Here is a 16,369-nt window from a genome sequence, read left to right as displayed (position 1 = left end):
AGCACTTTCGATAGGATCTCGATGCCGCTTGCGTCCGCGGGCATGCGCAGCTTCCAGGAGATGATCTCGTCTTCAACGACGCCGTTCTCGCGCACGACAAAAGGAACTGCTTGCGCCTTCGCCGTTCGCTTCTGCTTCGCGAGTAGTCCGAGCGCGCGGTACCGAAGGCCGTCCACCGGCACCTCAAACATGCCAGTCTCATTGCCGTCCACAATCGCCCATACGTAGAGACGCTGCAGCAACGTACAGTGTGCGATACTTTTGGCGAATTGCTCGATCGAAATTCCGGCCTTGAGAGGCAGAACCATCGATTGTCTGAGTACCAGTTTGTTGAAGGGGATGTCGCGCGAAGGCGACAGGGTGATCTTTTGGGCAGCCTCCGTCATCTCAATTCTCCACGACGAGCGACCGGGGGTCACTCTCTCGGCCTCCAACCCGTCGCGAAAGCCGCCGCCCCACTTTCACTCCCCTCCCGCCTCCCGCTCCGCTCGCGGTCGTCATGTCGACCGCGGGCTCCGGCAAGACTCCAACGAGCTAGTTTATGAGCTTGCTGGCTTGTGAAGAAGTTCGCGCAATCGTGCGATTGTCTTCGAAGGCAATCGCATAACCCGCCACGGCAAGATCGACATCTGCATCACAGAATGCGAACTCTGCGACGCAGACCGCCAACGTACGATTCTTGATGGGATTGAGGTGCCTTGGGCTGCAGGCGTGGCTAGGCGCGCGCCGAGGGCACGTCGCCTCAACCAAAAATGGCACCCGGAGAGCGTGAGCATAGCGACCCGAAGGGCACGCGGGTCCGAGTGCAGCGACGAGACCGGTTCAATAGCGGCACCCGGGAACGGGGCAGTGATAGCGATCGCCGCAGGCGAGCCCCTTTCCCGAGTGCCCCCGGCGAGGAGCACCGCTAGTCCTTGCGCGAGGGATCGACGCCGCAGGCCGAGACGCAAAGCGGCTCGGTTCTACGAGAGCCCGGTGCGGCGGCAGCCGCACGCGCGCTAGCAAGGGAGTCCGCCAGGCGGAGGGCGACATTTCCTAACGCGCACTCTCTGCGCTCCACAGATCCTGATCTGGAGCATGGGAAAACGTCCTTTAGTTCTTCTCACCTGACCAGTGTCGTCTCTGGTTGCAAATTCGGCTTTGAATCGATCGGCTGCTTCAAGCGTGTAGCTACAGGCCGTCAGCGGCCCAACACGTGCTCGATGTTGCCATGCTTCGATAAAGAGCCAGTCTGGTGCAGCGTGCGCATCCAAATTCCGACACCGGACGACGCTCCGATATACTTAATGCAAGTCGACCTGCGACTCTGTCGGAAAAGCCATTGATGATGCATCTAAAGCAGCTGACTGCCTGCTAGCGGCCCCTCGACGACTATTTCCACTTTTTGGGGGCCTGCCGATCAGAATTCGTCCTTCTCGAGAACTGCACGCCAAGGTCTCCTTTTCGCGCGCTAACTTAGCCTATCCCCGCTAGGTCGCACTGCGCAGTAGAGCGAAAAACTCTTTGATCGTAAGAGTCCATTTTATGACCCACCGCGACTGCCGCTCCACCGACCACGAGTAGAGATCATCTAGATCTTCCAGATCGGACGTCATTGTTCGGCGAATTGAACTCTTGTTGGACCTAAACGGGCAGCATCAGTGAGATCAGACTCCTCACCACGCACAGCGCTGCCTGCTCGCTACCCACCCGCTGGAACCTGGCCCGCGATGATGAGAGCGGACATGGCCGCCGCCTACCTGGACTTTAAAGACACAGGTGAACTTGCGCGGGCGATCCGCCGAGGAGACGCACCGCCACCGGTCAGCTGTCGTGGAACAGGACGGCTGCGGCAGCCGGTCTGGTCGAAGGCGACCATGGACCACTTCGCAGCACCTACTGGAAGAGGGGACGCCAGGGAGCCGGAGGATCTCTTATGTCTGGTATGATCTCAGTCGATACGGCACAAAAGCTTCCTCGATATTGTCAACGAAAGCTGTTGGCGAACAATACGGTGGCTTATTATTTTGCACCGCCAACGTGGGCTCGTCGGCAGGGCTGCGATTTGAGCCCTGAAGCTTTAGGGAGCGATTATGCTGTTGCCGTCGAACGGGTTGAGAAAGTCCTCTTGCCCGCATTCGAGAGTTGGCGCTCACGGGGTCTAAGTGACATGATGCCGGCCTCTCCCGAACCCGGCACGTTCGATTGGCTAGTGGGCATCTTCCAAGCTCACCAGAAGTGGGGCGAAATCGAAAGCACCACTCAGCGTCAGTACACAAAGAGTCTCGCGCTCTTTGCCAATCACGAGCTGAAAGATGGAAGTCGCGTTGGGTCGAAGCAATTGTCCGATTTCACGAGAGCCTTCGTCGACGCAGTTTATGGAAAGCTGCTAGTCGTAACAAAAGTGAGTAACAATGGAGAGGTCGTCGTCCGCGAGCGTCGTCGCTATGCAAATGTGGCCATGGCGAGCTGCCGGCGCGCCTGGTTCGTTGGCCAGCGTGCTCAAGAAAAAATAGTACCAGCGAGCAATCCATTTTCACGGATGGGATTAAGATCACGGGCGCCCGGCCAGCCGATACGACCCACACCAACCGCAACTTGGGATGAACTCGTCGCGTTCAGAGCTGCCGCGAAAAGGCTCGACTATCGCTCGATCGCAACTGCTGCTTTGTTGTCATGGGAGTGGCTGCAGCGAGAGCAGCACGTGTTTGGCTCCTTCGACATGTCGCACTACCGTCCTAGCGAACGGCCAAACAGCGTCAGGATCGTGCACCCAAAGAATGGCGAGGAAGCCTGGTGGCCCCTATTGGACGAAACGGGCGCCCCTCTGTTTCCTGAACTTATGGACGAGCTCGACGAGATTAAGAAGACCTCGCTCACGGGCCTGGTATTCCGGCGTGACCATGCCCATCGCCGGTCGGCAACCCCGATTCCATGGATTACGCCACGCAAGGACCTGCGCTATCTGCGCAGCGTGGTAAAGCAGATCATCGCAGAGGCCGGCCTTCGTCACGAACTTTCCTTTACTTCCTTCCGGCACGGAGGCTTCACCGAAGGTGCCGACAGCGATCTCACGGATGCAGAGTTGCGCGCCGCGGGCCGTCATAGATCAAGCCGCCAACTGCCAACCTACGCCAAGCGCACCGGCAAGCAGTTGATTACGGCCACAAAGAAGCGTCGTGAGGAGCGGACTAGATCGTTCCCTGTTCGACTAAACGCCGATCATTCCGCGGAATAGTGGTGCATTGAACGACCACAGCGTCCTACTGTACCCTGAAATGATCGCCTATTTTCCCGTCCACAATGGCAAACGCTTCTCGCTGAACGCCCTCAAGCCCTCCTTGGCGTCCTCGGTCATCGCAAGCAGCGCAATCTGGCTTTCGGTGTAGGCGATGCTCTCGTCGAACGACATTGCGGCAATGGCGCGCATGGCGTATTTGCCGCGGCGGATCGCGGTCGGGGATTTGTCGACGATGCGGCCGATCAGCCAGTCGACCTTGGCGTCGAGCTCGGCCGTAGGCACCACATAATTGAGGATTCCCGCAGCTTGCGCGGCGATCGCATCGAACGGCTCGCCGGTCAGCGCCCATTCGTTGACGAGCCGCCGCGGCGCGATGTTCTGCAAGAGGCTCAGCACCTGCATCGGGAATACACCCACCTTCACCTCCGGCAGGCCGAAGATGACGTGATCGGCGGCAACCGCCATGTCGGTCATGCAGAGCAGGCCCATGCCGCCGGCCATGCAGACGCCGCCGACCCGCGCTATCGCCGGCTTGGTCGCGTTCTGCGACAGGCGCAGCAGATCGGCATAATCGACATTTGGCCTGGAATGATCCATCGCGAACGCCGCGCCTGAATTCTGCAGGTCCGCGCCGGCGCAGAACGCCTTGTCGCCCGCGCCCGTCAGCACGATGACACGGACGTCCTTGTCCTCATGCGCGTCGCGATAGCCTTTGCTGATGCCGGCAATCACCTCGCCGTTCAACGCGTTGCGCTTCTCCGGCCGGTTGATGGTGATCCAGAACGCCTGCCCGCGCTTTTCGGTGATGACGGCTGTGGTATCGGTCATGGCACGCTCGCTTCCTTGCTTCCGTTTACCGCCATTTGCGGCAGCTCGGGCGAGAGGTGCAAGCGCAAACTGCGGCGCGGCGCCGCTTTAGCGCCTCGACGCAAATTGCACGGCGATCGTCAAGCGCGCTCAGGCGACCGCTTTCCTGATCCAGACCTTGTTGTCGTGGAACGCCGCCCCGCCAATCGGCGCGATTATGTCCGCGCCCGTCAGCATGTTGATGCCGCGGCCGCCGATATGATTCTTGTTCGGGTGAACGGACTCCGCGATCAAGACGCCGCGCCGCACGCCTTCGAACAGCGTTGCGATCAGCTTAGTTTCGCCGCGGCTGTTGCCCAGTGTCACCGCATCGCCATCGGCAATGTCGAGCGCGGCCGCATCGAGCGGATGGATCATCACGCTCGCTTTGCCCTCGCGCGCCTGCGAGGATGGCGTCTCGTTGAAGGTGGTGTTGAGGAAGCTGCGCGAGGGGCTGGTGGCGAGCCGGAACGGATGGGCCTGGTCGGCGTGCTCGATCACCGCCCAATGGTCCGGCAGATCAGGCATCTTGTGGAAATCGCCCATCGTCACGCCGAACGGCGGGTGCGCCCAATCCGCCCTGAAGTGGAATTTCCCGTCGGCATGGGCGAATCCGTCGAGGAAATGCGAGGTACGGAAATCAGGCTGCAGGTCGCGCCAGACATCCGCTTCGAGACCGGCGATGTCGCCGTGGTTGCTGAGCTTCAGCGTTGCATCGATCAGTTCGCGCGGCGTCATCTCAAAGCCGCGATGTTTCGCGCCAAGCCGCGGCGCCAGCGCCTGCAAGACCTCGTGATTGGAGCGGCATTCGCCGGGCGGGTCGATCAGCTTCGGCCCGACCGAGATGTGCTGGTGGCCACCGCCGTAATAGAGGTCGTCGTGCTCCATGAACATGGTCGCCGGCAGCACGATGTCGGCCATCTGCGCCGTCTCGGTCATGAACTGCTCGTGCACCGCGACGAACAGATCCTCGCGCGCAAAACCCTGCCGGACCAGCGCCTGCTCCGGCGCCACCGTCATCGGGTTGGTGTTCTGGATCAGCATCGCCTTCACCGGCCCCTTACCGCGCAGGGCCTCGGCGTCGCCGGTGAGGATGCGGCCGATCTTGGACTGGTCGAGCGCGCGGACGCTCTGGTCGATCGCGTCGTGGGCTTCGATGATGGATTCGTTGAAATGCCAAAGCGCGTAGTTATTGAAGAAGGCGCCGCCGCCCTCATATTGCCAGGCACCGGTCACCGCGGGGATGCAATTCGCCGCGTGCATCTGCGTTGCGCCATTGCGCGAGCGGGTGAAACCGTAGCCGAGCCGGAAGAACGTCCGCTTGGTCTCGCCGACGGCCTTGGCGAAGGCCTCGATCTCCGCCACCGGCACGCCGCAAATCGCAGAAGCCCATTCAGGGGTGCGCGTCTTCAGATGCGCCTCGAGCTCGGCGGGGCAGTCGGTGTATTTGTCCATGTAGGCGCGGTCGGCGTAGCCGTCGCGGAACAGGACATGCATGACGCCGCAGGCGAACGCGCCGTCGGTGCCCGGACGCAGGATGATCTTGATGTCAGCCTGCTTCATGGTCTCGTTGTCGTAGATGTCGACCGCCGCGATCTTCGCGCCGCGTTCCTTGCGGGCACGCGAGGCGTGCGTCATCACGTTGACCTGGGTGTTGACGGGATTGGTGCCCCAGATCACCACGAGGTCGGAGAGCGCCATCTCGCGCGGATCGACGCCGGCGATCTTGCCGGTGCCGATCGCATAACCGATGCGCGCCACATTGGCGCAGATGGTCTGATAGAAGCGCGAATACTTTTTCACATGCGTCAGACGGTTGAGCCCGTCCCGCATCACGAGGCCCATCGTCCCGGCGTAGTAGTAGGGCCAGATCGATTCCGCGCCGAACTCACGCTCCGCCTGATTGAAGCGCTCCGCGATCTCGTCGAGCGCCTCGTCCCAGGAGATGCGCGCGAACTGACCCGAGCCCTTCGGCCCAATGCGCCGCATCGGGAATGTCACCCTCTCAGGGTGATGGATGCGCTCGGCATAGCGGGCGACCTTGGCGCAGACGACGCCGGCCGTGTAGGTCTGCTTTTTCGAACCGCGGACGCGGCCGATGCTGCGGCCGTCGACCACCTCGACGTCGAGGGCACAGGCCGAGGGGCAATCATGCGGACAGGTCGAATGGCGGATTTCGATCTTGGCGTGCTGATTCATGTCCCGGTTCGTAACACCAAAATACCTGTCAGCCGAGGGCATTTATCCGCCAATGCCCATGCGATTTGCTCAAACCGCGCGCGCCGGCGGTTCCTGCCGCAACCGCGAAATGCGCCCCAATCGAACCGAATCCTCCGGGATATTGCCGACCGGATCGGCTTTGTGAGGCGTCGACAGTCCGCATTCCCTGCCGCTACAGTGCCGGCCAACAAGAACGACATCAGGGAGGTGGGCATGACAGCCCGAAGCTTCATGCTGGCGCTGGCCGCCGGCTTGCTCGGCGCATTCGCCGCATCCTCCTCATTGGCACAGGACTACCCCACGCACGCGGTCCGGATCGTCGTCCCCTTCGGGGCCGGCGGACCGGCCGATGTAGCGGCCCGGCTGATCGGCAACGTCTTCCAGGAGAGCTTTGGCCAGCCCTTCGTGATCGAGAACCGCACCGGCGCGGGCGGCGTCATCGGTACTGTGGAAGCTGCGAAGTCGCCAGCTGATGGCTACACGCTGCTGATGATGTCCAACACCCAGACCGCGAATGAATCGCTGCTGACGCCGGACAAGCGCAAATACGAGCTGATGCGCGACCTCGCGCCGATCGCGCCGGTCAATTATTCCGATCTCGTCGTCGTGGTGAACCCGCAAGTCCCCGTGAAGACGCTTGCCGAGTTCATCGCGCTCGCCAAATCGCAGCCCGGAAAGCTGAACTATGCCTCCTCCGGTCAGGGCACGCCGTATCACATGGCCGGTGAGCTGTTCAAAGCCATGGCCGGTATCGATATCGTCCATGTCCCCTACCGCAACAGCGGCGAGGCGCGCAGCGGCGTGATCGGCGGACAGGTGCAGATGATGATCGACGCAGTGCCGGCGATGGCGCCGAACGTTGCCGAAAACCAGGTTCGCCCGCTCGCCACCACAGGCAAGCAGCGCTCCGCGGTGCTGCCGAACGTGCCGACCACGATCGAAGCCGGCGTTCTCGGCTACGAGGCCACGATCTGGCTCGGCCTGATGGCGCCTGCGGGCACACCCAAGCCTGTCATCGACAAGCTCAATGCTGCCGTGAACGCAATGGTGAAGCGACCCGACATCGTCAAGCTCTGGACCGAGCAGGGTGCCGTCCCCATGTCCATGACGCCGGAGCAATTCGACAAGTTCCTGCGCGGCGACATCGAGAAATGGGCTGATGTCGTCAAGAAGTTCGACAAGTCCTGAGGCTGCACTGCTCATGCCCTCCGTTCAATTCCGGCTCAACGGCGCCGCGATCGCCGTGGATGCTGATCCGGACCAGATGCTGCTCGATGTGCTGCGCGGCCTGCTCGGCGTCACCGGTCCGCATTTCGGCTGTGGAGCCGGTGAGTGCGGCGCGTGTCACGTCATGGTCGATGACCGCGCGATGACCTCCTGCGACATGCCGATGTGGTCGGTCGCGGACAAGGACGTCGTCACGCTGGAGGGCCTCGGGACAGTGGAGCAGCCGCATCCGCTGCAACGCGCCTTCATCTTCGAACAGGCGATGCAATGCGGCTATTGCGCATCAGGAATCCTAATCAGCGCAGCGGCGCTGCTGAAACGCAATCCATCGCCGACGGAGGCTGAAGTCAGAGCGGCGCTGGATCGCAACCTCTGCCGCTGCGGATCGCACAATCGCATGGTGCGTGCCGTGTTGCGCGCGGCCTCGGAGATGGCGGCGTCATGAGCTCCCCTGCCCCAAAACTGCCGGTCAGCCTCGCGGCCAATCCAAGGCTTTCGTCGTGGGTGCGGTTCTCTGGCGACGGCCACGTGGCGATCTCGCCCGGCAAGGTCGAGATCGGCCAGGGCATCGTCACGGCGCTGGCGCAGATCGCAGCGGATGAGCTCGACGTCGATATCGGCCGCATCGAGATGATCCGCGCCTCGACGGCGGCCAGCCCGAACGAAGGCGTTACGTCAGGCAGCCTGTCGATCCAGCAATCCGGCCGCGCGTTTCGACACGTCTGTGCCGAGGTGCGCCAGCGCTTCCTCGCTGCAGCGTCGGAGCGTCTCGGCGTTGATGCGTCGCTGCTGAGCATCAATGACGGCACGATCTCGGGTCCAGGCAATGTCAGGACCAGCTATTGGGAGCTCGCGGGCGAAGTCTCGCTCGACCACGACGCCGCACCAGGCGCGACAGCGAAGCTCGCCACCATGCGCGCCGTCGCCGGCCATTCCATCCAGCGCGTGGACATTCCCGACAAGGTGTTCGCCCAGCCGCGCTTCATTCACGACCGGGCGTTGCCCGGACTGCTGCACGGACGCGTGCTGCGGCCGGACATCTCGGCCGCGAGGCTGATCGCGCTGGACGAAACAGCCGCACGCGCCGTTGCCGGCCTTATCGCGATCGCCCGCGACGGCGGCTTTGCCGGCGTGGTCGCCGACAGTGAAGTGGCAGCGGAAGCCGCGTTGAAGGCCCTGCGCAAGAGCGCGACCTGGTCGGCGGGCGAACCGCTGCCTGACGAAGATGATCTGGCTGGCTTCCTGAAAAGCCAACCGGTCGAGACCACTGTCATCGACACCAGGACGGCGACGAGGCGCGAGCACGCCCGTACCCTCCGCCGGCAATACACCCGTCCCTACATCGCACATGCCTCGATCGCACCCTCCTGCGCCATGGCGCGATGGAACGGTGATCGCGTCCACGTCTGGACCCACAGCCAGGGCGTCTATCTGCTGCGCGCCGATCTCGCCATCGTGCTCAAGCTACCGACCGAGAACATCGTCGTCGAGCATATGGAGGGCGCCGGCTGCTACGGGCACAACGCGGCCGATGACGTCGCGCTCGATGCCGTGCTGCTGGCGAAAGCGGCCGGCGGCCGGCCGGTCCGGGTGCAGTGGTCGCGCCACGACGAGATGAGCCACGCGCCGTTCGGCGCGGCGATGGCCATCGAGATCGAGGCCGACCTCGATGCGGACAATGAGATTGTGGGCTGGCGCCATGCGATCTGGAGCAACGGTCACGCTGCAAGGCCGGGACGTGCGGGGCAGCCGGCGCTGCTCGCCGCAACCGAAATCGCAAATCCCTACCCGCGTATGATCTCGACGAATCCGCCCGCCGCCAATGGTGGCGGCGGTGACCGCAACTCTGTTCCACTCTATGACCTGCCGGCCTGGACGATCACGAGCCATCGGCTGCTGACAATGCCGGTGCGCACCTCTGCGCTGCGGACGCTGGGCGGACAAGGCAATGTCTTCGCCATCGAGTCCATGCTCGATGAGATCGCCGCGCTGCGCGGTGAGGACCCCATCGCATTCCGCCTGCGCCATCTCCGTGATGAGCGGGCGCGCGACGTCATCTCTGCTGCAGCGCGACGCGCGCAATGGAAACCGCAGAAGCAGGCCGGCATCGGCCACGGCGTCGGCTTTGCGCGCTACAAGAACACGGGCGCCTATTGCGCCGCGATCGCCGAAATCGAAGGCGCCGACGACATCCGCGTCAAGCGGCTGACGCTTGCGGTCGATGTCGGCGAGGCCATCAATCCGGACGGCGTCATCAACCAGATCGAGGGCGGCGCCATCCAGGCGACGAGCTGGGTCTTGAAAGAGCGCGTCCGGTTCGACCGGTCGCGTATCACCTCGACCTCCTGGACGGATTATCCGATCCTGACCTTCAGCGAGGCGCCGGCGGTGGATGTCGAGATCATCCAGCGGTCGGAGATCGAGCCTGTCGGCGCCGGCGAAGCCGCCCTCGGCCCGGTGACGGCCGCGATCGCGAACGCCGTGTTCGACTGCCTCGGCGTGCGCGTCCGCGACCTGCCGATCACGCGCGACAGGATCATCGCAGCCATGGAGCTTGCATCGTGACGACAGTGACCATTTTGAGCGGCGGCGCGGCGCAAGGCCTGGTGCGCGGCCTCACTGAACCTTTCAAGGCGCAGACCGGCTGTGGCATCGACGGCGAATTCGGCGCAGTCGGTATCATGGCCGACAAGCTGCGCGCGGGGACGCCGGCCGATCTCGTGATCTTGACGCGGGCCCTGCTTGCAAAGCTTGCCGAGGAGAAGCTCGTTATCCTCTCCTCGATCGCGGATGTCGGCCGGGTCGAGACTGCACTCGCAGTCCGCAGCCGCGATGCCAAGGTGACGGTGAAGACCGACGCCGATTTGCGCGATGTGCTGCGTTCCGCAGACGCTATCTATATCCCGGACACGAAGGCGTCGACCGCGGGACAGCACGTCGCAAAGGTGCTGGATCAGCTCGGCATTGCTTACGAGGTCGCCTCGCGCCTGAAGATCTTTCCGAACGGCGCGACGGCGATGCGTGAGCTTGCGGCCTCCACTGCGCAAAGGCCGATCGGATGCACCCAGGCCACCGAAATCATCGCCGCCGACGGCATCGCGTTGTCGGGATCATTGCCGCCGGGATGCGAGCTCGTGACGATGTACACGGCGGGCGTGACAGCGCGGGCCGCGCATCCAAAGGAGGCAGCCGCACTGGTCGCGTTGCTGACCGGCGCAGACCGGAAGGAACTGCGCCAGCGCGTGGGCTTTGCCGGCTAGATTAGATGCAAGCCCTATTTGTGCAGCTGGGTGAGGCCGGTCGGCGGACCGTCGACGGCTGTCCAGCCGCCGTCAACGAACAGCGTGCTGCCGCTGACATAGCTTGCGGCATCCGAGGCGAGATAGGCGACGGCGGTGGCGACCTCGTCGGCGCTGCTCCAGCGGTTGAACACGGTATGGCCGGCATAGAGATTGTAGATGTCGGGACGCTGCTTGAACGGGCCGGTCAGCGCGGTCTCGGCGATGCTCGGCGCAATCGCGTTGACGCGCACGCCGGCATGGCCGACCTCGGAGGCAAAGCCCTTCACCAAGAGGCCGATCGCCGCCTTGGTCGAGCCGTAGATGCCGAGGCCCGGCTCGATGGTCACCGCGCGCACCGAGGAGCAGGCGATAATGCTGCCGCCCTTTTGTTCGACCATGATGCGGCCGAAGGCCTGGAAGAACCAGACCGTGCCCTTGACGTTCAGGTTGAGCACGCGGTCGAGATCCTCCTCGGTGTAGTCGAGGATAGTCTTGCGGATGTTGAGTCCGGGTGTGGTCACCGCGATGTCGAGCCGCGGAAATTTCTGCATCAAGGTCTTGGCCAGCGCATTGACGTCCGCGGAACTCGCAGCATCGCAGCTAGCTGCTTCCGCCCAGCCGCCCTTGTCGCGAATGCCGACGGCGGTCGCCTCCGCTGCGTCGACCGCCCGATCGGCGCAGACGACGCGGGCCCCTAACCCGGCCAGCGCCGCGGCCGACGATTTGCCGATCCCTGAGGCGGCGCCGAGCACCACGGCCGTCTTGCCGGTGAGATCGAAGAGCTTGCGATAGTCGGTCACGGACAGTTTCTCCCTGTTGTCGCGACGCAAACTACGCAAGGGCGATGCGTCGGCCAAGGGCCGGCGCACGCACGGCAGCTATCCCTTGTATCCCATCAGGAGGCGCGGCAGCCACAGCGAGAAGGCGGGAACGTAGGTGACGAACATCAGCGCCGCGATCAACGCTGCATAGAACGGCAGGATGGTGCGCATCACCGCGCCGACCGAAATGCCGCCGATGGCGCAGCCGACGAACTGCGTCGTTCCGACCGGCGGGGTGTTCAGCCCGAGGGCACAGTTGATCAGCATCAGCATGCCGAACTGCACCGGATCCATGCCCGCCTTCATCGCGATCGGCAGGAAGATCGGGGTGCAGATCAGGATGGTCGCCGCCATGTCCATGAACGTGCCTAGCACGAACAGGATGACGTTGATGAGCAGGAAGATCATCCAGGGCTGCGTGGACACCTTGCTCATGAGGTCGCCTGCGAAGTCGGCTACCTCGTAGAGACCCATCAGGTACTGGAACATGGTGGAGACGCCGATCAGCAGCAACACCACGCCCGTCGTCTTGACCGCCTTGGCCGCGGCCCGCAGGAAGTTCTGCAAGGTCATGGTCCGGTAGATGAAGAAAGTCAGCAGGATCGTGTAGGTGACCGCGACGGCCGCCGATTCAGTGGCCGTGAAGACGCCGGACAGGATGCCGGCGAGAATAATGCCAACGATCAGCAGGCCGGGCAGCGCGGCGGCGAGCGAACGGAACACTTCGGCCCAGCCCGGGAACTTGCCGGCCGGATAGCCGCGCTTCACCGCGACCGCGTAAGCGGCGACCAGCATGCACACCATCAGCACGAGCGCCGGCAAAAGGCCGGCGGCGATCAGCGCGCCGATCGAGACCTTGCCGCCGGCGGCAAGCGCATAGATGATCATGTTGTGGCTGGTCGGCATCAGCGCGCCCACCAGCGAGGCATGGGTGGTGACGTTGACGGCGTAGTCGGTATCGAACCCCTCTTTTTTCATCATCGGGATCATCACCGCGCCCATCGCCGACACGTCGGCCACGGGCGAGCCGGAGACGCCGCCGAACAGCGTGCAGGCGACCACGTTCGACATGCCGAGGCCGCCGCGGATGTGCCCGACGAGATTCTTGGCGAGCTTCACGATCTTGTCGGCAACGCCACCATGCAGCATCAGCTCACCGCTGAAGACGAAGAACGGGATGGCGAGGAAGGAGAAGATGTTCATCCCCGACATCATCTGCTGGAAGATGACGGCGACCGGCAGGCCTTCATAGAGGATGGTGCAGATTGCCGACAGGCCGATCGCGAAGGCGACCGGGACGCCGAGGATCAGGAAGCCGAAGAAGGTGGCGCCGAGGATGATCAGTTCCATGACGGGACGACCTCTTCGCCGCGCAGGAGAGCAATGATGTGCTCGATTGAGAAGGAGACGGTCAGGATGCCCGAGGCGATCAGCGGCACGTAGCGGATGACCTCGGGCAGGCCGAGATTGGGGATTTTCACGGTTCCGACCGACGCCCCGAGGATCCAGCCGTTATAGGCCATCGCGATGCCGAACAGGGCCACCAGAACGTGGATCACGATCTCGATCTCTTCTCGCAGATGATCCGGAAGCATGACCAGCAGACTGTCCATGCCGATGTGGCCGGCATCGCGCACGCCGACGGCGGCGCCGATCAGTGTGACGTAGAGGATCAGGACCAGCGCAAGGTTCTCGGTCCAGGTCGGGCTGGAATTGAGCACGTAACGTCCGAACACCTGGTAGAACACGATGGTGACGATGACGAGCAGCCCCGCTACCGACAGATACATGCCGAGGCGCGCGATGGGTGCATTGATCCGCGAGAGCAGGCCGGTGGACGGGCGTACGGCGACCGCCTCCTGCTCGTGATCTGCAACATGTGGGTCTGTCATCCCGCGCCTCCGTCGCGAGGGCCCGGTGTCACCTTGCGGCGGCGCCGGACCCGATCCGCCGTGCTCTTACTTCGTGTCCTGGATACGCTTGACGAGGCCCTGCAGTTTCTCGTCACCGGCGAACTTCTGGTACACCGGCTTCATCGCGTCGACGAACTCCTGCTTGTTGGCGATGGTCACGACCTGGACGCCGGCCGCCTCGACGGTCTTGCGGGAGGCCTGCTCGCGCTCGTCCCAGAGCTTGCGCATGACCGGCACCGATTCCTTGGCCGCCTTGCGGACCATCGCCTGGTCGTCCTTGCTCAGCGTGTCCCAGACCTTTTTGGACATCACGAGAACTTCGGGCGCGAGCGAGTGCTCGGTGACATTATAGAACTTGGCCGCCTCGAAGTGGCGCGAGGACTCGTAGGAGGGCCAGTTGTTCTCCGCGGCGTCCACCAGACCGGTCTTGAGGGCGGTGTAGACCTCGCCATACGGCATCGGTGTCGGGTTTGCACCGAGGCTCTGGATCATGCCGACCCAGAGGTCGGATTGCTGGACGCGGATCTTCAGGCCCTTGAGGTCGGCGAGCGACTTGACGGGTGCCTTGACGGTGTAGATGGACCGGGCGCCGCTGTCGTAATAGGCAAGGCCGACCAGGCCCGCGGGCTCCATCGCCGCCAGTATCTCGTCGCCGATCGGCCCATCAAGAACCGTGCGCATATGCTGCGTGTCGCGGAAGACGAAGGGCAGGCACAACGCGACGGTTTCCGGCACGAAGTTGTTCAACGGCGATGCGTTGATCCGCATCATATCGAGTGCGCCGATCTTGAGCTGCTCGATGGTGTCCTTCTCGGAGCCCAGGGCTCCATTGGGAAACACCTTCACACCGAACTTGCCGCCGCTCGCCGTCGCGAGCTGCTTGCCCATGAACTTGACGGCCTCGACAGTCGGATAATCGGCGGGGTGCACGTCGGCGGAACGGAAATCGCGCGCGGTCGCCAAGGGTGCTGAGACCGCCAGCACAGCGGCTGCGATGATACCGGTGAGTGTCTTCATCTGGGCTTCCTCCTGAGGTGATTATATCGTTGTCGGGCAGGCTGCAGGCCGTCTTGGGTCGCTCCACTTCAGACGTGAAGTCAAGCGCCAATGTCGTCCCTAGGGCGGGCGGCATTCTCTGTCCAAGCCAAATCCAGCATCGATCAATGCAAGAGTTGCATCGATCAATTTCTGGCGCAATTCGCACTATGGTGGGTATGGCGGGCTGGCTCGACGTCGCCGGCACGTGACTTGACGCCTCCAATGGAGGCCCCTCAAGATATCCTAAACACTGGACTGTCTTGAGGGAATGCCCATGCCGCGGAAGCTGATCGATATTTCGGTGCCGCTCCGAAACGACGTGACGTCCGATCCGCCAGGCAACCATCCGACGATCCAGTACATCGACCACCAGCAGGGCCTGCCGCGCATGCTGCAGTTCTTCGACGGCCTCAGGGCGGAAGACCTGCCGGATGGCCAGGGCTGGGCCGTGGAGCAGGTGTCGCTGTCGACGCATAACGGCACGCATCTCGACGCGCCCTGGCACTTTCATCCGACCATGAACCGCGGTGAGCGGTCATGGACCATCGACGAGGTGCCGCTGGAGTGGTGCTTTCAGCCCGGCGTGAAGCTCGACTTCCGACATCTGCCTGACGGCTACGTTGTGACTGCAGGTGACGTCGAGACGGAGCTCAAGCGCATCGGGCACGCGCTGTCGCCGCTCGAGATCGTCGTCGTCAACACCAGCGCCGGCGCCAAATTCGGCGAGGCCAGTTACGTCAACTCCGGTTGCGGCATGGGCTATGAGGCCACCATGTACCTGCTCGAACGCGGCGTGCGGCTGACCGGCACCGATGGCTGGAGCTGGGACGCGCCGTTCGTCTACACCGCGAGGAAATATGCCGAAACCAAGGACGCCGGCCTGATCTGGGAAGGCCACAAGGCGGGCCGCCACATCGGCTATTGCCATCTCGAGAAGCTGCACAATCTCGATCAATTGCCCCCGACCGGGTTTACTGTCTCGTGCTTCCCGGTGAAGATCGAACGCGCCTCGGCGGGCTGGACCCGCGCCGTCGCCATCATTGACAATTAGGTGCGACGCATCATTCGCCGTCGAGGCCGCTCTCCGCGAGCTCGCGCAAGGCATCGGTGTCTAGCACCACGATGGCACCATGCTCGAGACGAACCCAACCGCGACCGGCCCAAGCGCGCAATTGCTTGTTGATGCTCTCGCGTGTCATCCCCACCATCTCGCTGATCTCCTGCTGGGTGATGGCGAGCGTACCGCTGCCGGAATCGAGCTTGCGCTCTTCGGTGAGACCGAGCAGCGCACTGGCAAGCCGGCCCGGCAGATTTTGCAGGATCACCTGTTCGACCTGCTGGCTGGTCCAACGCAGGCGCGCGCAGAGCAGTTCGATGAACTTCATCGCCAGCGCCGGCTGACTCTTCACGAATGGCAGGAAGTCGCGGCGGTCGATGATGTAGAGCTCGCAATTGGTGTTGGCGGTCGCATCCGCCGAACGCGGCGCACCATCGAGAACCGCGATCTCGCCAAAGATTTCTCCAGGACCGATGAGATTGAGAATGGCATTCCGCCCGTCGGGCGACGAGGAGGATATCTTCACAGTTCCGGTGATCACCGCGAACAGGTTGTTGCCGGGATCGCCCTTGGCGGCGATCGTCGCGCCGCGCTTCACGGTGGTGTGCTTGGCGTAGCGGCAAAGCTGATCGAGCGCCTCCGGCTCCAGATCCGCGAAGATCGGGTGCTTGCGCAGGACCGATAATTTGTTGCCCGCCGATTGTCGGGGGTCGCCGGTCTTGTCCTGAGGCACGCCGCTGGGCTCC

At 63.2% G+C, this 16,369-nt stretch carries 13 protein-coding genes and 1 pseudogene; 6 read left to right on the top strand and 8 right to left on the bottom strand.

Going from position 1 to position 16,369, the window contains the following annotated elements:
* Nucleotides 1-56: 56 nt before the first annotated feature.
* Nucleotides 57-386: pseudogene (locus GGD63_RS05010) on the bottom strand (DNA-binding protein); the annotation flags it as partial.
* Nucleotides 387-1,915: 1,529 nt separating this feature from the next.
* On the opposite strand from GGD63_RS05010, the gene GGD63_RS05005 reads away from it, so the two are divergent.
* The gene (locus tag GGD63_RS05005; RefSeq protein ID WP_183239797.1) at nucleotides 1,916-3,217 is read left to right on the top strand and encodes a hypothetical protein; all 1,302 of its coding nucleotides are present in this window, start codon (nucleotides 1,916-1,918) and stop codon (nucleotides 3,215-3,217) included.
* A 48-nt stretch (nucleotides 3,218-3,265) separates the two neighbouring features.
* On the opposite strand, the gene GGD63_RS05000 is transcribed toward GGD63_RS05005, so the two are convergent.
* Together GGD63_RS05000 and GGD63_RS04995 are read right to left on the bottom strand one after the other, a co-directional pair.
* Nucleotides 3,266-4,048, bottom strand: coding sequence for an enoyl-CoA hydratase/isomerase family protein (locus GGD63_RS05000; protein ID WP_183239796.1), 783 nt, complete (start codon nucleotides 4,046-4,048; stop codon nucleotides 3,266-3,268).
* A 129-nt stretch (nucleotides 4,049-4,177) separates the two neighbouring features.
* Nucleotides 4,178-6,265: a molybdopterin oxidoreductase family protein gene (locus GGD63_RS04995; RefSeq protein WP_183239795.1), complete on the bottom strand. Its 2,088-nt coding sequence runs from the start codon at nucleotides 6,263-6,265 to the stop codon at nucleotides 4,178-4,180.
* 234 nt (nucleotides 6,266-6,499) lie between these two features.
* Here GGD63_RS04995 and GGD63_RS04990 point away from each other — a divergent pair, with 234 nt between their 5' ends.
* The 4 genes from GGD63_RS04990 to GGD63_RS04975 are packed head-to-tail and all read left to right on the top strand — an operon-like array spanning nucleotide 6,500 to nucleotide 10,773.
* Nucleotides 6,500-7,474, top strand: a complete 975-nt coding sequence (locus GGD63_RS04990) for a tripartite tricarboxylate transporter substrate binding protein (RefSeq protein WP_183239794.1) — start codon at nucleotides 6,500-6,502, stop codon at nucleotides 7,472-7,474.
* A 13-nt stretch (nucleotides 7,475-7,487) separates the two neighbouring features.
* Nucleotides 7,488-7,958, top strand: a complete 471-nt coding sequence (locus GGD63_RS04985) for a (2Fe-2S)-binding protein (protein ID WP_183239793.1) — start codon at nucleotides 7,488-7,490, stop codon at nucleotides 7,956-7,958.
* Nucleotides 7,955-10,078, top strand: coding sequence for a xanthine dehydrogenase family protein molybdopterin-binding subunit (locus tag GGD63_RS04980; protein WP_183239792.1), 2,124 nt, complete (start codon nucleotides 7,955-7,957; stop codon nucleotides 10,076-10,078). The genes GGD63_RS04985 and GGD63_RS04980 overlap by 4 nt, the downstream gene beginning before the upstream one ends.
* On the top strand, nucleotides 10,075-10,773 hold the full coding sequence (locus GGD63_RS04975; protein WP_183239791.1) for a substrate-binding domain-containing protein: 699 nt from the start codon (nucleotides 10,075-10,077) through the stop codon (nucleotides 10,771-10,773). The genes GGD63_RS04980 and GGD63_RS04975 overlap by 4 nt, the downstream gene beginning before the upstream one ends.
* Before the next feature lie 14 nt (nucleotides 10,774-10,787).
* Here the strand turns inward: GGD63_RS04975 and GGD63_RS04970 are convergent, their stop codons facing one another.
* The 4 genes from GGD63_RS04970 to GGD63_RS04955 all read right to left on the bottom strand — a co-directional run bounded on the left by GGD63_RS04970 (nucleotide 10,788) and on the right by GGD63_RS04955 (nucleotide 14,545).
* A complete protein-coding gene (locus tag GGD63_RS04970; RefSeq protein WP_183239790.1) occupies nucleotides 10,788-11,594 on the bottom strand; it encodes an SDR family oxidoreductase in 807 nt (268 codons plus the stop codon).
* Between the two features lie 78 nt (nucleotides 11,595-11,672).
* Nucleotides 11,673-12,965, bottom strand: a complete 1,293-nt coding sequence (locus GGD63_RS04965; RefSeq protein WP_080136263.1) for a TRAP transporter large permease — start codon at nucleotides 12,963-12,965, stop codon at nucleotides 11,673-11,675.
* Complete coding sequence (locus GGD63_RS04960) at nucleotides 12,956-13,507, bottom strand: TRAP transporter small permease (protein WP_183239789.1); 552 nt, start codon at nucleotides 13,505-13,507, stop codon at nucleotides 12,956-12,958. Before GGD63_RS04960 ends, GGD63_RS04965 begins: the two co-directional genes overlap by 10 nt.
* Before the next feature lie 66 nt (nucleotides 13,508-13,573).
* Nucleotides 13,574-14,545: a TRAP transporter substrate-binding protein gene (locus tag GGD63_RS04955; RefSeq protein ID WP_183239788.1), complete on the bottom strand. Its 972-nt coding sequence runs from the start codon at nucleotides 14,543-14,545 to the stop codon at nucleotides 13,574-13,576.
* 295 nt (nucleotides 14,546-14,840) lie between these two features.
* On the opposite strand from GGD63_RS04955, the gene GGD63_RS04950 reads away from it, so the two are divergent.
* The gene (locus tag GGD63_RS04950; protein ID WP_183239787.1) at nucleotides 14,841-15,617 is read left to right on the top strand and encodes a cyclase family protein; all 777 of its coding nucleotides are present in this window, start codon (nucleotides 14,841-14,843) and stop codon (nucleotides 15,615-15,617) included.
* A gap of 10 nt (nucleotides 15,618-15,627) precedes the next feature.
* Here GGD63_RS04950 and GGD63_RS04945 read toward each other — a convergent pair whose 3' ends face one another.
* The gene (locus GGD63_RS04945) at nucleotides 15,628-16,356 is read right to left on the bottom strand and encodes a Crp/Fnr family transcriptional regulator (RefSeq protein WP_183239786.1); all 729 of its coding nucleotides are present in this window, start codon (nucleotides 16,354-16,356) and stop codon (nucleotides 15,628-15,630) included.
* Nucleotides 16,357-16,369: the final 13 nt, after the last annotated feature.

Source organism: Bradyrhizobium sp. cir1 (assembly GCF_014198245.1).
Lineage (GTDB): Bacteria > Pseudomonadota > Alphaproteobacteria > Rhizobiales > Xanthobacteraceae > Bradyrhizobium.
This window is presented reverse-complemented; position numbering and strand designations above follow the sequence as displayed.